At 70.9% G+C, this 21035-nt stretch carries 21 protein-coding genes; 10 read left to right on the forward strand and 11 right to left on the reverse strand.

Annotation, left to right across the window (positions count from 1 at the left end; all coding sequences use genetic code 11):
- Window positions 1-99: 99 nt before the first annotated feature.
- The 5 genes from ABT004_RS30445 to ABT004_RS30465 all read right to left on the reverse strand — a co-directional run bounded on the left by ABT004_RS30445 (window position 100) and on the right by ABT004_RS30465 (window position 5162).
- Window positions 100-930 carry a pectate lyase gene (locus ABT004_RS30445; RefSeq protein ID WP_351343076.1) on the reverse strand — a complete coding sequence of 277 codons (831 nt, stop codon included), beginning with the start codon at window positions 928-930 and terminating at the stop codon, window positions 100-102.
- A 136-nt stretch (window positions 931-1066) separates the two neighbouring features.
- Window positions 1067-1738 (reverse strand): hypothetical protein, encoded by a 672-nt coding sequence (locus ABT004_RS30450; protein ID WP_351343078.1) that lies wholly within the window; start codon window positions 1736-1738, stop codon window positions 1067-1069.
- Window positions 1735-2322 carry a SigE family RNA polymerase sigma factor gene (locus ABT004_RS30455; protein WP_351343080.1) on the reverse strand — a complete coding sequence of 196 codons (588 nt, stop codon included), beginning with the start codon at window positions 2320-2322 and terminating at the stop codon, window positions 1735-1737. Before ABT004_RS30455 ends, ABT004_RS30450 begins: the two co-directional genes overlap by 4 nt.
- Before the next feature lie 124 nt (window positions 2323-2446).
- A complete protein-coding gene (locus tag ABT004_RS30460) occupies window positions 2447-3907 on the reverse strand; it encodes a peptidoglycan D,D-transpeptidase FtsI family protein (protein ID WP_351343082.1) in 1461 nt (486 codons plus the stop codon).
- A gap of 472 nt (window positions 3908-4379) precedes the next feature.
- The gene (locus ABT004_RS30465) at window positions 4380-5162 is read right to left on the reverse strand and encodes an IclR family transcriptional regulator (protein ID WP_351343083.1); all 783 of its coding nucleotides are present in this window, start codon (window positions 5160-5162) and stop codon (window positions 4380-4382) included.
- 131 nt (window positions 5163-5293) lie between these two features.
- Between ABT004_RS30465 and ABT004_RS30470 the strand changes: the two genes are divergently transcribed.
- The 7 genes from ABT004_RS30470 to ABT004_RS30500 all read left to right on the forward strand — a co-directional run bounded on the left by ABT004_RS30470 (window position 5294) and on the right by ABT004_RS30500 (window position 11933).
- The gene (locus ABT004_RS30470) at window positions 5294-6826 is read left to right on the forward strand and encodes an aldehyde dehydrogenase (NADP(+)) (protein WP_351343085.1); all 1533 of its coding nucleotides are present in this window, start codon (window positions 5294-5296) and stop codon (window positions 6824-6826) included.
- Between the two features lie 45 nt (window positions 6827-6871).
- On the forward strand, window positions 6872-7480 hold the full coding sequence (locus ABT004_RS30475) for a DUF1349 domain-containing protein (RefSeq protein WP_351343087.1): 609 nt from the start codon (window positions 6872-6874) through the stop codon (window positions 7478-7480).
- Window positions 7477-7950 (forward strand): GNAT family N-acetyltransferase, encoded by a 474-nt coding sequence (locus ABT004_RS30480; RefSeq protein ID WP_351343089.1) that lies wholly within the window; start codon window positions 7477-7479, stop codon window positions 7948-7950. The genes ABT004_RS30475 and ABT004_RS30480 overlap by 4 nt, the downstream gene beginning before the upstream one ends.
- 76 nt (window positions 7951-8026) lie before the next feature.
- Window positions 8027-8746: a DsbA family oxidoreductase gene (locus tag ABT004_RS30485; RefSeq protein ID WP_351343091.1), complete on the forward strand. Its 720-nt coding sequence runs from the start codon at window positions 8027-8029 to the stop codon at window positions 8744-8746.
- Between the two features lie 69 nt (window positions 8747-8815).
- On the forward strand, window positions 8816-9952 hold the full coding sequence (locus tag ABT004_RS30490) for an aminotransferase class V-fold PLP-dependent enzyme (RefSeq protein WP_451189602.1): 1137 nt from the start codon (window positions 8816-8818) through the stop codon (window positions 9950-9952).
- Between the two features lie 44 nt (window positions 9953-9996).
- Window positions 9997-10629 (forward strand): sigma-70 family RNA polymerase sigma factor, encoded by a 633-nt coding sequence (locus ABT004_RS30495; RefSeq protein ID WP_451189459.1) that lies wholly within the window; start codon window positions 9997-9999, stop codon window positions 10627-10629.
- Window positions 10629-11933, forward strand: a complete 1305-nt coding sequence (locus ABT004_RS30500; protein ID WP_351343097.1) for a maleylpyruvate isomerase family mycothiol-dependent enzyme — start codon at window positions 10629-10631, stop codon at window positions 11931-11933. Before ABT004_RS30495 ends, ABT004_RS30500 begins: the two co-directional genes overlap by 1 nt.
- A 29-nt stretch (window positions 11934-11962) precedes the next feature.
- Here ABT004_RS30500 and ABT004_RS30505 read toward each other — a convergent pair whose 3' ends face one another.
- The gene (locus tag ABT004_RS30505; protein WP_351343099.1) at window positions 11963-12457 is read right to left on the reverse strand and encodes a MarR family winged helix-turn-helix transcriptional regulator; all 495 of its coding nucleotides are present in this window, start codon (window positions 12455-12457) and stop codon (window positions 11963-11965) included.
- A 164-nt stretch (window positions 12458-12621) separates the two neighbouring features.
- On the opposite strand from ABT004_RS30505, the gene ABT004_RS30510 reads away from it, so the two are divergent.
- A complete protein-coding gene (locus ABT004_RS30510) occupies window positions 12622-13686 on the forward strand; it encodes an alkene reductase (protein ID WP_351343101.1) in 1065 nt (354 codons plus the stop codon).
- A 64-nt stretch (window positions 13687-13750) separates the two neighbouring features.
- Here ABT004_RS30510 and thpD read toward each other — a convergent pair whose 3' ends face one another.
- The 5 genes from thpD to ABT004_RS30535 all read right to left on the reverse strand — a co-directional run bounded on the left by thpD (window position 13751) and on the right by ABT004_RS30535 (window position 18478).
- Window positions 13751-14647, reverse strand: a complete 897-nt coding sequence (gene thpD, locus ABT004_RS30515; RefSeq protein ID WP_351343103.1) for an ectoine hydroxylase — start codon at window positions 14645-14647, stop codon at window positions 13751-13753.
- A gap of 5 nt (window positions 14648-14652) precedes the next feature.
- A complete protein-coding gene (locus tag ABT004_RS30520) occupies window positions 14653-15057 on the reverse strand; it encodes an ectoine synthase (RefSeq protein WP_351343105.1) in 405 nt (134 codons plus the stop codon).
- A gap of 40 nt (window positions 15058-15097) precedes the next feature.
- Complete coding sequence (gene ectB, locus ABT004_RS30525) at window positions 15098-16369, reverse strand: diaminobutyrate--2-oxoglutarate transaminase (RefSeq protein WP_351343107.1); 1272 nt, start codon at window positions 16367-16369, stop codon at window positions 15098-15100.
- 65 nt (window positions 16370-16434) lie between these two features.
- Window positions 16435-16977, reverse strand: coding sequence for a diaminobutyrate acetyltransferase (gene ectA / locus ABT004_RS30530; protein ID WP_351343109.1), 543 nt, complete (start codon window positions 16975-16977; stop codon window positions 16435-16437).
- Between the two features lie 400 nt (window positions 16978-17377).
- A complete protein-coding gene (locus ABT004_RS30535; RefSeq protein WP_351343111.1) occupies window positions 17378-18478 on the reverse strand; it encodes a pyridoxal-phosphate-dependent aminotransferase family protein in 1101 nt (366 codons plus the stop codon).
- Between the two features lie 75 nt (window positions 18479-18553).
- Here ABT004_RS30535 and ABT004_RS30540 point away from each other — a divergent pair, with 75 nt between their 5' ends.
- Window positions 18554-19648: an amidohydrolase family protein gene (locus tag ABT004_RS30540; protein ID WP_351343115.1), complete on the forward strand. Its 1095-nt coding sequence runs from the start codon at window positions 18554-18556 to the stop codon at window positions 19646-19648.
- 263 nt (window positions 19649-19911) lie between these two features.
- The gene (locus tag ABT004_RS30545; RefSeq protein WP_351343116.1) at window positions 19912-20841 is read left to right on the forward strand and encodes an SCO1860 family LAETG-anchored protein; all 930 of its coding nucleotides are present in this window, start codon (window positions 19912-19914) and stop codon (window positions 20839-20841) included.
- Window positions 20842-21035 lie beyond the last annotated feature (194 nt).

A 21035-nucleotide genomic window follows, 5' to 3' on the forward strand; every position in this document is an offset into this window, starting at 1 on the left:
CTAAAACGCCCCCCACCCCTACTAACTTGGTGCTGCCCCCGGGGCGGCGCGGGGGTCCGGGCCGCCCGGCCCCCCCCCCTCCCCGGTCGCGTGCCCCGCTCAGTCGTACGTCAGATCAGAGGCGCTGTACTTGCAATACGTGCCGTCCGGGCCGCTGCCGATCTCCTTCGGCTCGGCGCCCGAGCTGTTGCCCTCGTAGCGGACGCAGGGCTTGATCTTCTTGCTGCTGTCGCCGTGGATGCGGACGTTGCGCAGGGTCGCGGTGTCGCCGTAGTTCGAGTTGATGCCGGCGATCGACTTGCCCGGCGCGGTCACGTCCACGTCGCTGATGGTGATGTCGCGATTCTTGTACTGCGTCGAGCAGTTGCCGCAGGAGCGGACGAGCTTGCCGAAGTCGGAGACCTGGAACTTGGTGACGGTGAGCCTGCCCGCGCCGTTGAACTGGAAGACCTTGTCGTCGGCCTTCTTCGCGCCGCCGGTCACCGTGTAGACGGAGGACGTCGACTTGCCCTTGAACGTGGCCGCGTCCTCGCCGACGTCCTCCCACCACACGTTCTGCAGCGTGCAACTGCCCGCGCAGTGCACGCCGTCGGCGGCCGGCGAGCCGATGATCACGTTCTTGAGGACGGCGCCGTCCTTCAGGTTGAAGATCGGGTCCTGCCCCTCCTCCTGCCCGTCCCCGCCGAGGTCCCCGGAGCCGTAGAACCGCTTGGTCCCACCGTCGTACGTCCCCGAGACGGAGATCGAACTGCTGACGGCCTCGGTACCGGTGGGCGTCGGCCAGGCGGCCGCGGCCCCCGCACTCCCGAGCATCCCACTCACCATGAGCGCACCCCCGGTCAACGTGACCGCCCCAAGCCCCCCGAGCAATGCTCTGCGGCGGGTGGCGCGACGTCGATGGGTCTGAGTGTGTCGTGTTGTGTTCTTCATGCCCTCCAGTCGCCACCACCGGAGGAAGGGTTGCCGCCGATTAAGCAGCGCATATCAAGCCCCTGCGGCGATTGAGCAGGTCTTTCAAGCCCCGCCGGCGCTTGAGGTGCGGGGTCCGGGGCAGAGCCCCGCGACGTCAACCCCGTTGACCCGCACCCGGCGCGAAGTCCCCGTCCACAGACACCCGTTGACCCGAACCGTCCCGCCCACGAACGACATACCGATCCGCGGACGCGTCCCGCCCGCCCTCCGCATGGTCATACTGCCCCGCAAACACGTGCTCCCCCACGGGAACCACCCGCCCCGCCCTCAACACCCACCGATACACAAGGAACCCGCCCCGCTCGCTCACGGTCTCCGTGAAGTCGCCGGCAGGAAGCGACCGCCAGTGCCCCGTGCTGCGAACCTTCCCGGTCTGTGCCACCCGCAACTCGACCGTAAGAGACGCAAGTTCGCTCTTCGTCTTGAACGTGACGTTGGACTGCGCCCAGTACGCGTTCGAGCCGGGGTCCACCGACCCGTCCGCCCACAGCGACGGCGCCGGTGACACGCCGACCTGCTGCTGCCGCGGCGCCGGATCGGACCGCAGCGCCGAGCCGACCGCGAACCCGCCCACGGCGAGCGCCCCCACGACACCCGCGGTGATCCCGGCGACTCGCACCCAGCCCACCGCGGGCCGCCGCTCGGGCTCGTCCGTGGTAGGCCGCTCGTACATGCCGCGCTCGACGCGGGCGAGCATCCGCGCACGGTCGGGCCGGTGCGCGTCGGCGGCCGACCGCAGTCGCTGCCGAAGGTCGTCCTCGCTCATCCACGCCCCCCTTCCGTGACGTCGAGCGCGGCGCCGACCGAGCGTACGCGCCCGGGTGTCCGGCCGTTCGGCTCGCCGTTCCCGAGCCTCCGCTCAAGCTCGGCCATGCCCTTCGAGGTCTGGCTCTTCACCGTACCGACCGATACGCCGAGCGCGAGCGCGGTGTCCTTCTCCGACAGGTCGAAGGCGTGCCGGAGGACCACGCAGGCCCGCTTGCGGAACGGGAGTTCGCGCAGCGCGCCCTGCATGTCGACGACCGCAGGCACGTCGGGCCCCTCGGTGCGGTCCTGCCGTCCCGACCAGAAGAGGGCCACGCGCCGCCGCTCGCGCACCGCGCTGCGGATCCGGGTGCGGGCGAGGTTGGCGACGACGCCGCGCGCGTACGCCACCGGGTGCTCGGCGTCCCGCACCCGGTCCCAGCGGTGCCAGAGCGCGAGCAGGGCGTCCGCGGCGAGGTCGTCGGCGGCGTCCGCCTCGCCCGTCAACAGGTGGGCGAGGCGGGCGAGTTCGCGGTGGTGCCGTTCGAAGAAGGCATGGAACTCGGCGGAAGCGGAATCGTCCCCGGCGTCCACAACCGTGCTCACGCGATCCCTCCCTCACAGTGGCGGCCCGATGGGGGAGGCGTGAGCGTACCAGCGTTGTGTACGACGCACCGAAGGGTGTCCGTGATATCGGACACCCTTCGGTGGAACTGTGCTTGACGAGGCGTCAGTTCTTGAGCGCCGCCGCCATCATCGCCTTGGCGACAGGACCCGCGAGGCCACTGCCGCTGACCTCGGAGCGGGCCGCGTCCGACTGCTCGACGAGCACGGCCACGGCGACCTTCTTGCCGGTCGAGTCGTCCTTCGCGTAGGAGGTGAACCAGGCGTACGGGGTCTCGCTGTTGTTCTCGCCGTGCTGCGCCGTACCGGTCTTGCCGCCGACCGTCGCGCCGTCCATCTGCGCGACCGTGGCGGTGCCCTTGGAGACCACGGTCTGCATCGCGGACTGCAACTGCGAGGCCGTCGACTCGCTGACGACGCGGGTGTCGTCGCCGTCCTCGAAGGACTTGATCTCGTCGCCGTCGGCGTCCGTCACCTGCGACACCATGTGCGGGGAGGCCTGCTCGCCGCCGTTGGCGATGGTCGCGGAGACCATCGCGATCTGCAGCGGCGTGGCCGTCACGTCGAACTGGCCGATGCCGGACAGGGCCGTCTGCGCGTCGTCCATCTTCGACGGGTAGTTGCTCTTGGCGGCCCGTACCGGGACGTCCGTCTTCTCGTCGTTGAAGCCGAACTTCTCGGCCATCGCCCGGACCTTGTCCGCGCCCAGTTCGGCGGCGAGCTTTCCGAAGACGGTGTTGCAGGAGTACTGCAGCGCCGTGCGGACCGAGGCGTCCTCGCAGGGCATCGAGGTGGTCTCGTTCTTCAGGTACGTGCTCGTACCCGGCAGCTTGTACGGGTTCGGGGTGTCCGTCTTGTCGTCGATCGACGAGACCAGACCGTCCTCCAGCGCCGCCGCGGCGACCACCAGCTTGAACGTGGAACCGGGCGGCAGTGCCTGCTTGAGCGCCCGGTTCGTGGTCGGTGAGTCCTCGTCCTTCGACAGCTTCTTCCACTCGGCCGCGTCCGAGGAGCCCGAGCCGCTGATCTTCGACGGGTCGAAGGACGGCGTCGACACCATGCCGAGGATCTTTCCGGAGTCCGGGTCGATGGCGACGGCGGCGCCCTTTTTGTCGCCGAGCGCGCTGTACGCGGCCTTCTGCACGCCCGGGTCGATCGTCGTGATCACGTCACCGGGGGTGGTGCTCTTGCCGGTGAGCGTGTCCAGCGGGTTCTTCAGCTGGGTGTCGGTGCCGTCGAGCACGCCCTGGTAGATCCCCTCGAGCTGCGTGGCGCCGTACACCTGCGAGGTGTAGCCGGTCACCGCCGAGTACAGCGAGCCGTCCGTGTACGTCCGCTTGTACTTCAGGTCGCTGGAGTCGCCCGCCTTCGCAGAGCCCGTCACCGCCTTTCCGCCCACGATGATGTCGCCGAGCGGATTCGCGTACTGCGAGATCGTCTTCCGTCGGTTGTCGTCGCTGTTGGCGAGGGCCTGGCCGTCGTAGAACTGCACCCAGGTCGCCCTGATCAGGAGGGCGAACACGAGGAGCAGTGTGAAGACGGAGGCGCGCCTGATCGTCTTGTTCATTGCGTACGGGAAGACGAGCGGGTGGGGGCGATTCGTTCCTACCAGTGCGCTTTCTCACCGTACGTTCATGTGCCACGGCCCCGCGGTTCCGCCCTCGGGGCTCCACGCCTCAAACGCCGGCGGGGCTGAAAAGATCGGGGCTCTGCCCTCGGGGCTCCGTGCCTCAATCGCCGGCGAGGCTTGAAAGATCGGGGCTCCGCCCCGGACCCCGCTGCTCAATCGCCGCAGGGGCTCAAATAGCCGACCCCCGCCGGGTTCGGATGTTCCAGTCCCCGCCGGCGATTGAGGCGATCTTTCCGGCCCTGCCGGTGGATGGGCATTTCCAGCCCGCCGGTGGGTGGGCATTTCCAACCCCGTCGGTGGAGGGGCGTTTCAAGCCCTGCCGGCGATTGAGGCGACTTTCCAGCCCCGCCGGCGTTTGAGGCGCGGGGTCCGGGGCGGAGCCCCGTGGCCGTGACGACGGTGCCGCGCGTCAGAGGCGGCGCGTTGCCAACGTCAAACGGTCTCGCGCATCGAAGAGCGCGTCCTTGACCATCTGCTCGTGCGCAGGCGTGAGCCGCGCCACCGGCACCGAGCAGGAGATCGCGTCACGGGCCGGGGTGCGGTACGGAACCGCCACCCCGAAGCACCGCAGGCCCAACGTGTTCTCCTCGCGGTCGACCGCGAACCCCTGCTCCCGGATCTGGTGCAGCTCCTCGATGAGCTTCTCCCGGTCGGTGGTCGTGTGCTCGGTCAGCGACGGAAGGGTCTCCGGAAGGAGCTTGCGGACCTGCTCGTCGGTGTGCGTGGCGAGCAGCGCCTTGCCCAGCGACGTGGAGTGCGCGGGCAGCCGCCGACCGACGCGGGTGAAGGGACGCAGGTAGTGCTGCGACTGGCGGGTGGCGAGGTAGACGACGTTCGTGCCGTCGAGCCGCGCCAGGTGGATCGTCTCCGTCGTGTCGTCGGAGAGCCGGTCGAGGGTGGGGCGGGCCGCCGCCACGACCTCGTCACCGTCGATGTACGAGGTGCCGACGAGGAGGGCGCGCACCCCGATGCCGTACCGCGTCCCGGTCGCGTCCGTCTCCACCCAGCCGAGGTCGACGAGCGTGCGCAGCAGCATGTAGAGGCTGGACTTCGGGTACCCGACGGCCTCCTGGACCGCGGCCAGCGAGTGCATCCCCGGCCGGCCCGCGAAGTACTCGAGCAATTCCACGGTCCGCACCGCGGACTTGACCTGCCCGCCGCCCGCCGCGGCCCCCGTCTCGTCTGCCGACATCGCGCTTGACCCCTTCGTTGGACGAGAAATAGTCTCGGTGAGTAGTTCATCATCAGAGACAGCGTTCAGTATATCGAACGATCCTCGTGGCTCACCCTGGTGCGCGGCGAGAAAAGCTGGAGGAATGTGCCGTGGCAGCAACACCAGTCTGGAGTGTCGACCCCCGAACCGGGAAGCAGCGGGAGCAGGTCGCGGACGAGGCCACGGCGCAGGAAGTGGACGAGGCGGTGCGCGCCGCACAGGGCGCCCGTGCCGCCCTCGCCGACCGTGCCGTCCGCGCCGCGTTCCTGCGCACCGCGGCCGAGCGTCTGGAAGAGGCCAGGGGCCACCTCGTCGAGGCGGCGGACGCGGAGACCGCGCTCGGCCCGGTCCGGCTGGGCGGTGAACTCACCCGCAGCTGCTTCCAGTTGAGGAAGTTCGCGGACATCGTCGACGAGGGCGCCTTCCTCGGCGTCGTCATCGACCACCCCGACGACACGGCGACGCCGCCCATCCCGGACCTGCGCCGCTACAAGATCCCGCTCGGTGTCGTCGCGGTCTACGCGGCCTCGAACTTCCCGTTCGCCTTCTCCGTGCCCGGCGGCGACACGTCGAGCGCGCTCGCGGCCGGCTGCCCGGTCGTCGTCAAGGCGCACCCCGACCACCCGGCCACCTCCGAGCTGGTCGCCGCCACCATCCGCCGGGCCGCCGCCGAGCACAGCATCCCGGAGGGCGTGCTGGGCCTGGTGCACGGCTTCGACGCGGGCGTGGAGCTCGTCAAGCACCCGCTGGTGTCCGCGGCCGGCTTCACCGGCTCCGTACGCGGTGGGCGCGCGCTCTTCGACGCCGCCGCCGCGCGTCCGGTGCCGATCCCGTTCCACGGTGAGCTCGGCTCGCTGAACCCGGTCGTGATCACCGAGTCCGCGGCTGCCGAGCGCGCCGACCAGATCGGCACGGGGCTCGCCGGCTCGATGACGATGGGCGTCGGCCAGTTCTGCGTGAAGCCGGGTCTCGTCTTCGCGCCGACGGGCGAGGCGGGCGACACGCTCGTCAAGTCCCTCACGGCCGCCGTCAGCGACACCGACGCCGGGGTCCTGCTCGACCACCGGATGCGCGACAACTTCATCGCCGGTGTCGCCGAGCGGGCCGAACTCCCGGACGTGGACGCCCCGGTGACCCCCGGCGCGGGCAGCGAGCACACCGTGGCGCCCGGCTTCCTCACGGTCCCGGCCACCCGCCTCGCGACCGAGGGTGGCGCGCACGACCTCCTCCTGGAGGAGTGCTTCGGCCCGGTGACGGTCGTCGCCCGCTACGAGACGGCCGACGAGATCACGGCCGTCCTCTCCCGCCTCCCCGGCAACCTCACGGCGACGGTCCAGCTGTCCTCCGGCGAGGCCGCCGGTGAGGGCCGCGGCGCCGAGATCCTCGCCGAGCTGACGCCCATCGCCGGCCGTGTCCTCGTCAACGGCTGGCCGACCGGTGTCGCGGTCGCACCCGCCCAGCACCACGGCGGCCCGTACCCGGCGACGACGTCGACGTCCACGTCGGTGGGCGGCACCGCGATCGAGCGCTGGCTGCGCCCGGTCTCGTACCAGACGACGCCGGAGGCGCTCCTCCCGCAGGAGCTGCGCGACGGCAACCCGCTGGGCCTGCCGCGCCGCTACAACGGCCGCCTGGAGAACTGACGGTACGGGGCCCGCGGTCCCGCGGGCCCCTGCGAGACTGACGGTATGGATCTCGAAATACCGCCCCTGCCCTTCCCGTTGCGCACCTACGGACCCGACGGCCACTGGTCGTACGAGGACGGGGTGCTCACCGGGTGGGCGGGGCCCCGCCAGGACCGCTTCGTGCCGCCGACCGGTTCCTCGCTCGAACCGGCGTCGGACGCGCCGCGCCTCCTCGGGGCTCCCGACGGGGACTTCCAGCTGATCGCCCGCGTCACGGTCGGCTTCGCCGCGGCCTTCGACGCCGGGGTGCTCTACGTTCATGTGGGTGACCGGGAGTGGGCGAAGCTCTGCTTCGAGCGGTCCCCGGACGAGCCCACCATCTGCACGGTCGTCACCCGTGGCCACTCCGACGACGCGAACGCCTTCGTGGTGCCGGGCTCCTCGGTCTGGCTGCGCGTGAGCCGCACCGGCTCGGCCTTCGCCTTCCACGCCTCGACCGACGGCGAGACGTGGACCTTCATCCGCATCTTCGGCCTGGGCGACGAGAAGGCCGCGTCGACGGCCCTGGTCGGCTTCCTGGCGCAGTCCCCGGTGGGGGAGGGCTGCGTGGTCACCTACGACCACATCGCATACCGCCCGACGTGGCCCGAGGGCCTGCGGGACGGCTCATGATCCGTACCGCCGTGGCCGCCGACGCCCCCACCCTCGCCGCCCTGCACCGCAGAGCCCGCGCCACGTACCACCGGGTGGGGTTCCCGGACGACGGGGACCCGGGCGCGTGGGTCGAGCGGTGGGAGGTGGCCATCGCCCGGCCGCACGGGCACGTACTCGTCTGCGTCAGGGACGGCGTCGTCGTCGGCCTCGCCTCCTTCCGGCGGCCCGACGAGGCCCCGGCCGACGCCTCCGTGCTGTACCAGTTCCAGGTCGACCCCGACCACTGGAGCCGCGGCATCGGCACCGAGCTGCACGCCGCCTGCGTCGAGCAGTGGCGGGTCGACGGCGTCGCTGAGGCCCATCTCATCGTGCAGAGGGACAACACCCGCGCCCAGGCCTTCTACGCCCGGCACGGCTGGGTCGACGAGGGAGCGGAGGGCGGCGGCAGCTCGCACCGCCGGATGCGGTTCACGCCGGGCGGGGAATGAGCGGAGGGTCCGTCCGGTTGTACGGGTGCGCAGGGGCAGACCTCTGCGCACCCGTGGACGAGAGACCGAGAGACCCATGCGCGTCGAGATCTGGACCGACATCAACTGCCCGTTCTGCTACATCGGCAAGGCCCGCTTCGAGGAGGCGCTCGACGGGTTCGCGCACAAGGACGACGTAGAGGTCGTGCACCGGTCCTTCGAGCTCGACCCGAACGCCAAGCCGGGGGAGACCGGGCTCGTGGTCCCGTACATCGCCAAGAAGTACGGCATCAGCGAGGAGCAGGCCGCCGCCAACGAGCAGGGCCTCGGGCAGCAGGCCGGCGCCCTCGGCCTGCCGTACCTCACCGAGGGCCGCGACTTCGGCAACAGCTTCGACCTGCACCGACTGCTCCACCTCGCCCTGGACAAGGGCGTACAGGACGCCATGATCACTGCCCTGTACAGGGGCAACTTCGCCGAGGAGTCCTCCGTCTTCGCCGACGAGGAGACCGTCGTGCGGCTCGCCGTCGAGGCCGGCCTCGACGAGGGCGAGGTCCGGGCGATGCTCGCCGCCCCCGACGCGTACGCGGACGCGGTGCGCGCCGACGAGCGGGAGGCCGCCGAACTCGGCGCGAACGGCGTGCCGTTCTTCGTGCTCGACCGCAAGTTCGGCGTCTCCGGCGCCCAGCCCGCCGAGGTGTTCACGCAGGCCCTGACCCAGGCGTGGGCCGACCGCTCCCCGCTCACCGTCATCGACAGCGCGACCGGGGACGGCGACGCCTGCGGCCCCGACGGCTGCGCGGTCCCCCAGGCCTGACCCAAACGACATGCCAGTCCTGACCTGCGTAAATAAGCGTCGCTTAGGCGTACCCCACAAACATTCGCAATAGACGGGCAGGTGGCCGCGCGGCACAGTGGGGCCATGCAGACTTCCGGTGCGCACCAGGCCGTCCCTCAGGCCCTTGACGCGGAGCTGGTCCGCGCGCAGTACAGCCCCGCCGCCACCTACCTCAACACCGCGAGCACGGGCCTCCTCCCGGCCCGCGCCGTCGCCGCCGTCCGTGACGCGGTCGCCGGCATGGCCGAGGGGCGGGCGAACGACTCCCTCTTCGGGGACGTGGAGGAGGCGCGCGCGGCCTTCGCCCGGATCGCGGGCGTCCCGGTGAGCCGGGTCGCCACCGGCTCGTCCGTCGCGACGTACACCGGCCTCATCGCCACGTCGCTGCCCGCGGGAGCCGAAGTCCTCACCGCGGAGGGCGAGTTCAGCTCCACCGTGAACCCCTTCCACGTACGCCGCGACCTCAAGGTGCGCACCGTCCCGCTGGACGCGCTGCCCGACGCCGTAAGCCCGTCGACCGCGCTCGTCGCCGTGAGCGCGGCCCAGTCGGCCGACGGCAGGGTGGCGGACCTGGAGACGCTGCGCGCGGTCACGCGTGCGCACGGCGCCCGGCTCTACGTCGACGCCTCGCAGGCGGCCGGCTGGTACCCGCTCGCCGCGCACGCCGCCGAGGCCGACTTCCTGGCCTCCGTCGCCTTCAAGTGGCTGACCTGCCCGCGCGGCGTCGCCTTCTTCGTCTGCCCGGCGGACCGGGAGGGCTTCGACGCGCTCACACCCGCCTTCGCCGGCTGGGTCGCGGGGGAGAACCCCTGGGACAGTTGCTACGGACCCGTCGCCGAACTCGCCCACTCCGCCCGCCGGTTCGACGAGAGCCAGAGCCTCGTCGCGTACGCCGGAGCCCGCCACGCGCTCTCCGTCATCGAGGAGTTGGGCCCGGATGCCATCCGCGCCCACGACCTGGCGCTCGCCGCCCGGTTCCGCGCGGGGCTCGTCGGACTCGGCCACGAACCCGTCCCCGCACCCGACTCCCCGATCGTCTCCGTACCCGGACTCGGCGCGAGGCAGCCGGAGTTGGGGAAGGTGGGACTCCAACTCTCCGACCGGGCAGGGAACTTGAGGGCCTCCTTCCACCTCTACAACACCTCCGCCCATGTCGACCGCCTCCTGGACGCACTCTCCGGCTGAGGGCTGGCGCCGGGCCGCCGTGGGCACTAGGAAGGCACTACGAGGTGGTGGTGCCGGTGGCCCGTACGGATGCGTACGACCCCAAGGACCGGGCCGCGGACGACGCCGAGCTGCACCGACGTCTCGTCTACGGTGACGAGGCCGCGCTCTCCGAGGCGTACGACGTGTACAGCGGGCTCGTCCGTGGCGTCGCCGTGCGGGTGACCCGCACGGCGGGTGCGGCGGACGACGTGGCGCAGGAGGTCTTCGCGCAACTGTGGGCGCGGCCCTACGCCTTCGACGCCCGGCGCGGCTCGCTCCGCGCCTGGCTGACCATGCTGGCGCACCGCCGCGCCGTGGACTGGGTGCGCAGCGAGGCCCGGCACCGCAAGGCCCACGCCGCGGACGACGCGACGCTGCACGCCATCCCGGCCCCCGACCCGGGGCCCGACGAGCGGGTCGTCGACCGCGAGCGCTCGCTGCTCCTGCATTCGGCCCTGGCCCAACTCCCGCTGCCCCAGCGCCAGGTGGTGCATCTGGCGTACTTCGCGGGCCGGACGTACCGTCAGGCCGCGGCGGAACTCGGTATCCCGGAAGGGACCGCCAAGACCCGCCTGCGCACGGCACTGCACCGCCTGGCCGAAACGCTGGCGGACCCGGCGGAGCCGGACTGCGAGGCTCACGAAAGGGGTGCCTGATGGCCACGGACGCGCGCGACCACGGATTGGTGAGCGAACTCCTGGGCGCCTGGGCCATGGAGGCCCTCCCCGCCGACGAACAGCGCGCTGTCCCCGCGCACTTGGCGGACTGCGAGGAGTGCGCGGCCGAAGCGGAACGCCTGCGCGCGACAGTCCGCGCCCTGAACGGCCCACCCGGACCCGGCTCGACCGGGCACGGCACAGCCGACGAGGCGAAGGCCGACGGGGCGGGCCTCCCACTCAACACCGACGAGGCGGGCCTCCCACTCCACACCGACGCTGCGGGGCAGCAGCTGCACACCGGCGGTGCACCACAGGCGGACGCGGCCAGTCACCCGCTCCACGCCGACGGCCCGCCGCACGCCGACGCTGCGGGGCACCCGCCGCACACCGGCGGCCCCGCTGCCCGTCACCCGCTCCACACCGACGGCCCGCCGCAGCGCGACCCGGTCGGAGCCCCCCTCCGCGCCACCGGCACCGGCCCCCTCGCCGCGGCCCTGGCGCGTCGGCCGCCCGCACCCCGCGGCCCCGGCGCCACCGCCCCGCACGCGCAGCCCTACGCGGCCACCGTCGCCGCCCTCCAGGCGCTGCTCGTCGAGGCGGACGACGCGTGGTCCACGGAGGTGGTGCACGGCTGGACGGTGCGTGACACGGTCGCGCACCTCATCGCCGCCGACGAGCCGCTGGCCGTCCACCTCGGCCTGCCGGCCCACGAACCGCCCGCCGACGCGGCGGCGGACAGCGACTGGCGCATGGCCTGGGAGGCCCGCACCCGCACCGTCATCGCCCACGAACGCGCCCGTGACCCGCACGCCACCGTGGCCGTCTGGCGCGACCGGGCCGCCGGGCTGCTCGCCGCCCCCGCCGCCCGCGACCTCGAACTCGCCGCGCAGGCCGCCCGGTTGATGGGCGCGCGGCTGCCCGTCGCCGAGCACTTCCTGGTCCGCGCCTTCGAGACGTGGATCCACAGCCACGACATCGGCCGCGCCCTGGACCGCCCCGTCCCCCCGCCGCCCGCCGGCCACCTGTGGAGCCTGGTGCGCCTCGCCGTGCGGCTGCTCGGTCAGGCGCTCGGCCCGCAGGCCCCGCCCGTCGCCCTCACCATCACGGACGCGGGCCGCACCACGGAGTGGGTCCTCGGCTCCGAGGACGAACCGGTGAGGGCCGAACTCGCCCTGGACCCGGTCGACTTCTGCCTCCTCATCGGCGGCCGCGCCGCCCCCGACACCCTCCCGCCGGGCACCGGCGACCCGGCGGCGGCCCGCACCCTCCTGGACCGGGCGGCCCGACTGGCGTGGCTGTGAAGCGCCGGGGGCCGACCAGCACCTGACCCCTACGGGCAGTCCTGCGCCCCGGCCTCCGCGCACAGATTGCCCTCGACCAGCGCCAGCAGCCGCGCGAACTCCGCCCGGTCCCGCTCGGAGAGCCCCGACAGGGTCTGCTCCTCCAGCGTTCCCCACACCCCGGCCACGTCCTCCAGGAGCCCGCAGCTGCGCTCCGTCGCCTCGACGAGTGAGGCGCGGCGGTCGCCCGGATCAGGGGTGCGGCGCACGTGCCCGGACTGCTCCAGGCGCTGAAGCATCTTCGTGACCGTGGACGGATCCAGGTCGAGCGTCTTGATCAGTTCGGACTGACGCACGGGCCCCTTGTCCCACAGGTGCATCATCACGAACTCCTGCCCCGGATAGAGCCCGAGCCCGCGCAGCCGCTGCCCGGCGGCGATCCGGTGCAGCCGGGCCACGCGGGACAGGGCCAGGCTGACGGGCCCGCTGCGGGCGGCGACCGGGATCTGACCGGTACAGCCGGGGTCCTCGGCGGTGGGGGACATGGGGGCTCCTCTCGATGTCTTCACGAGATTACCTTGGCCGGCCAATTAATGCGTTACAGTGAGGGCGGCCGATTGATTGGCCGACCAATGATTTATTGCGGTCCTGTGTCGTTCTTGTGGCGCCCTGTGTCGCCCTCTGTCACCACCCGTTGAACGGAGTAGCCATGACCACCGTCTTCGACCCCATCGACCTCCCCGGCACCCGCCTGGCCAACCGCATAGCCATGGCCCCCATGACCCGCAGCCGGGCCGGCGAGGGCGGCACCGCCACCGCCCTGACCGCCGAGTACTACGCGCAGCGCGCCTCGGCGGGGCTCATCGTCACCGAGGGGATCCAGCCCTCGGCCGTGGGCCAGGGCTACGCCTGGACGCCGGGCCTGCACACCGCGGAGCAGGTCGAATCCTGGCGCCCGGTCACCGACGCCGTGCACGCCAAGGGCGGCAAGATCTTCGCCCAGGTGATGCACGCGGGTCGGATCGGTCACCCGTCGCTTCAGCCGGACGGCGGCGCGCCGGTCGCCCCCTCCGCCGTCGCCCCGGAGGGTCAGGCCTTCACGAACGAGGGCTTCCAGGACTTCACGACCCCGCGCGAGCTGACCTCTGACGAGGTCCGCGCGACCGTGGCCGACTTCGCCGAGGCCGCCCGTGGCGCCGTGGCGGCCGGCTTCGACGGCGTCGAACTGCACGGCGCCAATGGCTACTTGATCCACCAGTTCCTCTCGCCCGGCACGAACCTGCGCACCGACGAGTGGGGCGGCAGCGTGGCGAACCGGATCCGGTTCGCCGTGGAGGCCGTCAAGGCCGTCGCCGAGGCCATCGGCGCCGAGCGCACCGCCATCCGCCTCTCGCCCGGCAACCCGTACAACTCCATGGGGGACCACGACACGGTCGAGACCTACACCGCGCTCGTGGACGCCCTGGAACCGCTGGGCCTCGGCTACCTGCACGTACTGGAGGTGGGCGAGCCCAGCCGCGAGGTGACCGTCGACCTGCGCAAGCGGTTCAGCGGCCCCTTCGTGCTCAACGCGCACACCGAGGGGCCGACCGACCACAGGTCCCTCGGTCTGGTCGAGGAGGGAGTCGCCGACATCCTCAGCTTCGGCGCCCTCTTCCTCGCCAACCCGGACCTGCCGGACCGCCTCAGGAGCGAGGGCCCGTACAACGCCCCGGACCCGGCGTCCTTCTTCGGCGGCACCGAGAAGGGCTACACGGACTACCCCACCCGGTAACCCCGTAACAGCAGTTGGGGCGGGACCGAAGACGGTCCCGCCCCAACTCACGCGCGTACGAGGATCACTTCACCGGAGTGAAGTCGCGCGCCCCGATGTACTCGGGACGCCGCACCGGCGCCGAGAACGGCTCCACCGCCGTGTTCTCCACGCTGTTGAACACGATGAACACGTTCGAGCGCGGGTACGGGGTGATGTTGTCACCGGACCCGTGCATGGCGTTGCAGTCGAACCATGTCGCCGAGCCGGGGCTGCCGGTGAACAGCTGGATGCCGTGCGCGTCGGCGAATTTCGTGAGGGACTCGTCTGAGGGCAGCCCGGCGTCCTGCATCTGCAGCGACTTCTTGTAGTTGTCCTTCGGCGTCTCACCCGCGCAGCCGAGGAACGTCTTGTGCGAACCGGGCATGATCATGAGCCCGCCGTTGGTGTCGTAGTTCTCCGTCAGAGCGATGGAGACGGACACCGTCCGCATGTTCGGCAGGCCGTCCTCGGCGTGCCAGGTCTCGAAGTCCGAGTGCCAGTAGAAGCCCCGCGCCCCGAAACCGGGCTTGACGTTGATCCGTGACTGGTGGACGTAGACGTCCGAACCGAGGATCTGACGGGCCCGCTCGACGATGCGCTCGTCGCGCACCAGACCGGCGAAGACCTCGCTGATCTTGTGGATCTCGAAGACCGAACGGATCTCCTGCGACTGCTTCTCGACGACGGAACGCTCGTCGGCGCGCATCGTCGGATCGGTCACCAGACGGTTCAACTCGGCCTGATAGATGCCGATCTCGTCCGGGCCGATCAGCTCGTCGATGGCGAGGAAGCCGTCCCGCTCGAAGGAAGCGAGGTCCGACTGGCGAATCGGCCCTCGCGCTCCCTCCGCCGACCAGACGACCGGGTCGACACGCGGCGTGGCCACCTCGGAGGCGCCTCGCGTCGGGTACAGGTCCGTGATGTCGGGTGCGGTCGTCATCGGGATCAGGCCCCCTCGTCCTCTGTCAGCAGCGGGTAGACGCCATTCTCGTCGTGGTCCTCCCGTCCGGTCACCGGAGGGTTGAACACGCAGACGCAGCGGAAGTCGGTCTTGGGCCGCATGGTGTGCTTCTCGTGACCGTTCAGGAGGTACATCGTTCCTGGTTCGATCCAGTGCGTCTCACCGGTTTCCCGGTTGGTGAGCTCGGCCTCGCCCTCCACGCACAGCACGGCCTCGATGTGGTTGGCGTACCACATGTCGGTCTCGGTCCCTGCGTACAGGATCGTCTCGTGCAGAGAGAAGCCGACCTTCTCCTTCGCAAGCACGATGCGCTTGCTCTCCCAGGTGCCGGTCGCCGACTTGATGTGTCGGTCGGTGTTCTCGATCTCCTTGAACGAACGGACAATCACGGTGAGTTGCTGCCTTTCCTCGTAAACTTTGTTGTGCTGGTCAGGCGGTCTCGCGCACGGCTCGGGTGAGCGTGCGGAGGCCTTCGTCCAGCTCCTCGGGCGTGATCGTCAGTGCCGGAAGCAGCTTGACGACCTCGCTGTCGGGGCCGGAGGTCTCGATGAGCAGGCCCAGCTCGAAGGCCCGCTTGGCGACCTTGCCGGCCCGGTCCTTGTCACGGAACTCGATGCCCCAGACAAGGCCGCGGCCGCGGTATTCGACGATCTCGTCGTGGTACTCGGTGCGCAGTGCGCTGAGCACCTCGTCGACCTGCTCGCCGCGCTCCAGGGTCTGCTTCTCCATGGCCGCGCCGTCGGTCCAGTACGTCTCCAGGGCAGCGGCCGCCGTCACGAACGCCGGGTTGTTGCCACGGAACGTGCCGTTGTGCTCGCCCGGCTCCCAGACGTCGAGCTCCGGCTTGAACATGCACAGGGACATGGGGAGCCCGTACCCACTGATGGACTTCGAAACGGTCACGATGTCCGGCGTGATGCCCGCCTCCTCGAAGGAGAAGAAGGCACCGGTGCGGCCGCAGCCCATCTGAATGTCATCGACGATCAGGAGCATGTCCCAACGTTCGCAGACATCCGCCAGTTTGCGCAGCCACTCTGCACGGGCGACATTGATGCCGCCCTCGCCCTGGACCGTCTCGACGATCACTGCGGCCGGGGTGTTCAGGCCGGATCCGGAGTCCTCGAGGAGGCGCTCGAACCAGATGAAGTCCGGCGTCTGCCCGTCGAGGTAGTTGTCGAACGGCATCGGCGTGCCGTGCACCAGCGGGATGCCGGCGCCCGCGCGCTTGAACGCGTTGCCGGTCACCGCGAGGGCGCCGAGCGACATGCCGTGGAAGGCGTTGGTGAAGGACACGATCGACTCGCGGCCCTTGACCTTGCGGGCCAGCTTCAGCGCGGACTCGACGGCGTTGGTGCCCGTCGGGCCCGGGAACATGACCTTGTACGGCAGGTCGCGCGGGCGCAGGATGATGTTCTGGAAGGACTCCAGGAAGTTGCGCTTGGCCGAGGTCGACATGTCGAGCCCGTGCACGACGCTGTCGCGCTCCAGGTAGTCGATCAGGGCGCGTTTCAGGACCGGGTTGTTGTGGCCGTAGTTGAGCGAACCGGCACCGGCGAAGAAGTCCAGGTACTCGTGGCCGTCCTCGTCGTACATACGGCTGCCCTGGGCCCGGTCGAAGACGGTGGGCCAGCTGCGGCAGTAGCTGCGCACCTCCGACTCAAGGGTCTCGAAGACGCTCAGGTCCGGCTGGGTGATGGTCACAGCAAAAACTCCTCTAGGGAGGGAAAGTTGAGGGGGGTTCGGGGTGAGTGGGGTCGAGGGCGCGCTCAGGCCAGGGGGCCTATGCGGTACAGCTCCTCGGGCAGGTGCCCGTCGTCCGGGAACAGGCCCGCGTCGAACAGCACCGTGCGGGCCACACCGACGCGGTGCCGGCGGGCGAACGAGGTGAACAGGGCCTGGGAGGCGGCATTGTCGGGCGTGATGGTGGTCTCCAGCGTGGTGACCGGACGCGCCGCAGCGACCCGCGCGGCCAGCCCGTCGAGCAGCGCGGCGGCGAGGCCGCGCCCGCGGTGCGCAGCGTCCACGGCGACCTGCCACACCACGAGGATGTCGGGTCGGTCGGGACGTACGTAACCGGTGATGAAACCGGCCACCTCGCCCTTCTCGTCGCGGGCGATCACCGACGTGGCGGCGAAGTCGCGACACCACAGCAGGTAGCTGTAGGAGGAGTTGAGGTCGAGCACCTTCGAGTCGCGGGCGATACGCCAGATCGCGGCTCCGTCGGCCACCTCGGGGTGGACGATCTTCAGTCCGTCGGGGACCGGGGCCACTTCGGCGACTTCCAGGAATTGCGCTTGTGCGGCGGTCATGCAAATTGAATTTACCGAGCAATTTGCGGGATTGCACCCGCGGATGGGGTTACGTAAAGCGGCGTTGTGTGTTATCGCGCGCAGGTGGGCGCGCGCACGTGATTGCGGCGCTATGTCCCGGTTTCATGCGGACAAATCGGTCGCAACCAAATTAGTGTGGAGTACGTCACAGCGTCGTAATCGCGACGAGACGCGTCCGAATTACGTCGGTTCCCGTTGATGAAATCTCTGCGTTTACGTCGCCGGAGAGCGGGCAGAAGCAGAACAGGAAGCCTCGCCTGATGCCCCTGATAAAGTGCGGGACAATTCTGCCTGAAGAATTCTTGGATAAAAACAAAGGCGCCGCCCCGAAAAGGGACGGCGCCTACGGTCGAGTGCGCCGGTTCATGCGCCGGGGCGCTTATTCCCAGGCGGCCGCGACCGCCTTTCGCGCCCCTTCCAGGTCCACCTCGAAGCCGGCCTCCGCGAGCGCCCCGCCGAGCGCGGCGAGCGAGGACTGCACGACGCCGCGGGTCGCCTGCGGACCGTAGTGGTTGACGCGGATCATCTCCTGCGCGAGCGAGCCGCCCCCCGCGACCAGCGGAAGGACCGGGTCCACCGCCAGTGCCCGCGCCACCAGCTCACGGGCGTCCGTACCGGCGGGCGCGCGAAGTGTAGTGGCGACAGGGGCGGCGTCGCGGGCTTCGTGGACGTATGGCTCAAGTCCACCGCCCAGCGCGAGCGTTCCGGCGCGGGTGGCGGCGGCGGCCGATGCGTGCCGCGCCATCAGGGCGTCCAGGTCCTCACCCTCGATGCGCTCCACACACGCCTCCAGGGCGAGCATCTCCAACTGGGCGGGCGCGTGCAGCAGCGCCTTGCGCCCGCCGTCCACCCACCGCTGCTTCCAGTCGAGGAGCGAGAGGTAGGAGTGGCGCGGCGCGTTCGGGTTGGCGGCCATCCGCTCCCAGGCCCGCGCGCTCACGGAGACGGCCGAGACGCCGGCCGGGCCGCCCATCGCCTTCTGCGCGCCGATCACGCACAGGTCCACGCCCCACGCGTCGGGGAGCACCGGCTCGGCGGCGATCGACGCGACGGCGTCCAGGTAGAACAACGCGCCGTGCCTGCTCACCACTTCACCGATCTCGGCGACCGGATTGGTGTTCCCGGTCGCGGCCTCCGCGTGCACCAGCGATACGAAGTCGATCTCCGGGTGCTCGGCGAGCGCCTGCCCGACCTGCTCGGCGGTGACAGCCGTGTGGAAGGGCACCGCGAGGTCGTGCACCGTGGCGCCGCAGTCACGCAGCCAGTCGCCGAAGGTCTGCCCGTACGGACCGGTGATCACGTTCAGCGCCACCGTGCCGGGGCTCGCGGCCCCGCGGATCGCGCCCTCCAGCGGAAGCAGCGCCTCGCCCTGCATGATCACGACATCCTGCGAGGTGTCCATCAGCCGGGCCACCCGGTCCTCGATGGAGGCGAAGTGCTCGGCGCTCAACGGGGTCAGGTCGAGAAACGGATGCGTCACGGTGGTGCTCTCTTCGCTCACGGGTTCGTACGGGTGCCGGTGTCGAGCGTACCGACCGCCTCATAGGCTGCGCGCATGAGTATGGGCGGGGTACTGCACGTGAAGGGCCGGGTCCTCGTCGGGCCCGACGACGTACGCGACGAACTGTGGGTGGTCGACGGCCGGATCGCATACGAACGACCGGTGACGGCGGGCCTCGACGTCACCACCGTCGAGGGCTGGGCGCTGCCAGGCCTCGTCGACGCGCACTGCCACGTCGGGCTCGGCACGCACGGCCCCGTCGACGCCGAGACCGCGGAGAAGCAGGCCCTGACCGACCGCGACCACGGCACGCTGCTGCTGCGCGACGCGGGCTCGCCCTCCGACACCCGCTGGGTCGACGACCGCGAGGACCTGCCGCGCATCATCCGCGCCGGCCGGCACATCGCCCGCACTCGCCGTTACATTCGCAATTTCGCGCACGAGATCGAGCCCGAGGAACTCGTCGCGTACGTCGCCCAGGAGGCGCGGCGCGGCGACGGCTGGGTCAAGCTCGTCGGCGACTGGATCGACCGGGCGACGGGCGACCTCGGCGCCTGCTGGCCGCGCGAGGCCGTCGAGGCGGCGATCGCCGAGGCGCACCGCCTCGGCGCCCGCGTCACGGCCCACTGCTTCGCGGAGGACTCGCTGCGCGACCTCGTCGAGGCAGGCATCGACTGCATCGAGCACGCCACGGGACTGACCGACGACACCATCCCGCTGTTCGCGGAGCGCGGTGTCGCGATCGTCCCGACCCTCGTCAACATCGCCACGTTCCCGCAGCTCGCGGCGGGCGGCGAGAGCAAGTTCCCCGAGTGGTCCGCGCACATGCGGCGCCTCTACGACCGCCGCTACGACACCGTCCGCAACGCCTACGACGCCGGGATCCCGGTCTACGTCGGCACGGACGCGGGCGGCTCCCTCGCGCACGGCCTGGTGGCGGGCGAGGTCGAGGAGCTGGTGAAGGCCGGCATCCCGCCCGTCGAGGCGCTCTCGGCGACGGCGTGGGGCGCGCGCTCCTGGCTCGGCCGCCCCGCCCTTGAGGAGGGCGCGTCCGCGGACCTCGTGGTCTACGGGGCGGATCCGCGCGAGGACGTACGGGTGCTGGCGGCGCCGCGCAGGATCGTGCTGCGGGGCACCGTGGTGGGCTGAGCGGGTTGACGCGGCGGCGGGACCGGTGGGACGTACGGGCCACGTGATCTACGTGATTCGAAGGCGTGCACGGAAACGCCACTTTGGAGTGAACTCGATGAACGTGGCCGCCCGTTCACTCTCAGTGCGTAAAGATTCCCTTACCGATGACCACTCGAGACGGTTCCGTCCCGTTCCGTCTCGTTCAGTCTGTTTCCGTCCCGGCCCGTTCCGTGCAGTCCCGTCACGCACGGTCCCGGCTCGTACTTGGGGGTCCCACCGCCATGCCCAGCTCCACCCTGCGCACACCCGCCCGCCGCCTCGCCGCGACCGCGGCCGTCACCGCGCTCGCCCTCGGCCCCACCGTGCTCGCGACCGCGGGCCCAGCCGCGGCCACCGAGCACAGCGGCGGCAAGGCCGGAGCCGTCGTGCTCCGCACCGGACTCGACGTATCGCTCCTCAACAAGACCGTGAACGTCCCGCTCAAGGTCTCGCTGAACGAGGTGCAGGCGCCCAAGAGCGCCGACAAGACCGCGCTGACCGCGACGTTGGACGGGGTCGACGACGGGCAGCCGTTCAGCGTGCTGCGCGCGGACGTGGCGAAGGCGAAGGCGACGGTCGAGGGTGCGAAGGCGGAGGGCTTCACGCAGCTCGCCCACGCCAAGGTCCACGTCCCCGGCCTGCCGCTGCTCTCCCTCATCGAGGTCGACCAGGTCACGTCCAAGGCGCTGTGCGTGGCGGGCGAGAAGCCGGTCGCCGAATCGAACCTGCTGGGCGGCGTCACCATCCTCGGCAAGAAGACCACGCTGTCGACCGGCGGCACGACGTCCATCAAGATCCCCGAGGTCGGCGAGGTGACGCTCGGCCTCTCCAACCGCTCCAGGACGGACACCACGGCCGCGGCCTCCGCCCTTCAACTCAAGGTCCACGTCAACCCGTTGAACCTCAACGTCGCCGAGGTCGACGGCGAGGTCACGCTCGCGGAGGCCACGTGCGAGACGCCGAAGGCGGTTGCGCCCGCGCCGAAGCCCCAGGGTGAGCAGGCCGACGCCCCCGTCCAGAAGACACAGCCGCAGTCCCAGCCGCAGCCGCGGGACCTCGCGGAGACGGGCGGCGACGAGTCGACGCCGTACATCGCGGGCGGGGCGATTGTGCTGTTGCTGGCGGGCGGCGCCGGAGTGGCGCTGGCGCGCCGGGGCCGGGGCCGGGCGTAACTGTTCGCGGGCCGCGAGCACTTCAAGCCCCTGCGGTGCGGGCCGGCAAATCAGGCCCCTGCGGTGCGGGCCGGCAAATCAAGCCCCTGCGGTCGGGTGGGCAAATCAAGCCCCTGCGGCGATTGAGCAGCGGGGTATGGGGCAGAGCCCCAATCTTTTGAGCCCCCGCGGCGCCGGGGCTTCGGGGCTCCGCC

Origin of the sequence: Streptomyces sp. NPDC002790, from assembly GCF_040295505.1 — a bacterium.
Lineage (GTDB): Bacteria > Actinomycetota > Actinomycetes > Streptomycetales > Streptomycetaceae > Streptomyces.

Excerpts from the sequence above, each read along its gene's own strand:
- ABT004_RS30445 (WP_351343076.1), bottom strand. The coding sequence starts at position 930 with ATGAAGAACACAACACGACACACTCAGACCCATCGACGTCGCGCCACC.
- ABT004_RS30450 (WP_351343078.1), bottom strand. The coding sequence starts at position 1,738 with ATGAGCGAGGACGACCTTCGGCAGCGACTGCGGTCGGCCGCCGACGCG.
- ABT004_RS30460 (WP_351343082.1), bottom strand. The coding sequence starts at position 3,907 with ATGAACAAGACGATCAGGCGCGCCTCCGTCTTCACACTGCTCCTCGTG.
- ABT004_RS30465 (WP_351343083.1), bottom strand. The coding sequence starts at position 5,162 with ATGTCGGCAGACGAGACGGGGGCCGCGGCGGGCGGCGGGCAGGTCAAG.
- ABT004_RS30475 (WP_351343087.1), top strand. The coding sequence starts at position 6,872 with ATGGATCTCGAAATACCGCCCCTGCCCTTCCCGTTGCGCACCTACGGA.
- ABT004_RS30480 (WP_351343089.1), top strand. The coding sequence starts at position 7,477 with ATGATCCGTACCGCCGTGGCCGCCGACGCCCCCACCCTCGCCGCCCTG.
- ABT004_RS30485 (WP_351343091.1), top strand. The coding sequence starts at position 8,027 with ATGCGCGTCGAGATCTGGACCGACATCAACTGCCCGTTCTGCTACATC.
- ABT004_RS30500 (WP_351343097.1), top strand. The coding sequence starts at position 10,629 with ATGGCCACGGACGCGCGCGACCACGGATTGGTGAGCGAACTCCTGGGC.
- ABT004_RS30505 (WP_351343099.1), bottom strand. The coding sequence starts at position 12,457 with ATGTCCCCCACCGCCGAGGACCCCGGCTGTACCGGTCAGATCCCGGTC.
- ABT004_RS30510 (WP_351343101.1), top strand. The coding sequence starts at position 12,622 with ATGACCACCGTCTTCGACCCCATCGACCTCCCCGGCACCCGCCTGGCC.
- thpD (WP_351343103.1), bottom strand. The coding sequence starts at position 14,647 with ATGACGACCGCACCCGACATCACGGACCTGTACCCGACGCGAGGCGCC.
- ectA (WP_351343109.1), bottom strand. The coding sequence starts at position 16,977 with ATGACCGCCGCACAAGCGCAATTCCTGGAAGTCGCCGAAGTGGCCCCG.
- ABT004_RS30540 (WP_351343115.1), top strand. The coding sequence starts at position 18,554 with ATGAGTATGGGCGGGGTACTGCACGTGAAGGGCCGGGTCCTCGTCGGG.
- ABT004_RS30545 (WP_351343116.1), top strand. The coding sequence starts at position 19,912 with ATGCCCAGCTCCACCCTGCGCACACCCGCCCGCCGCCTCGCCGCGACC.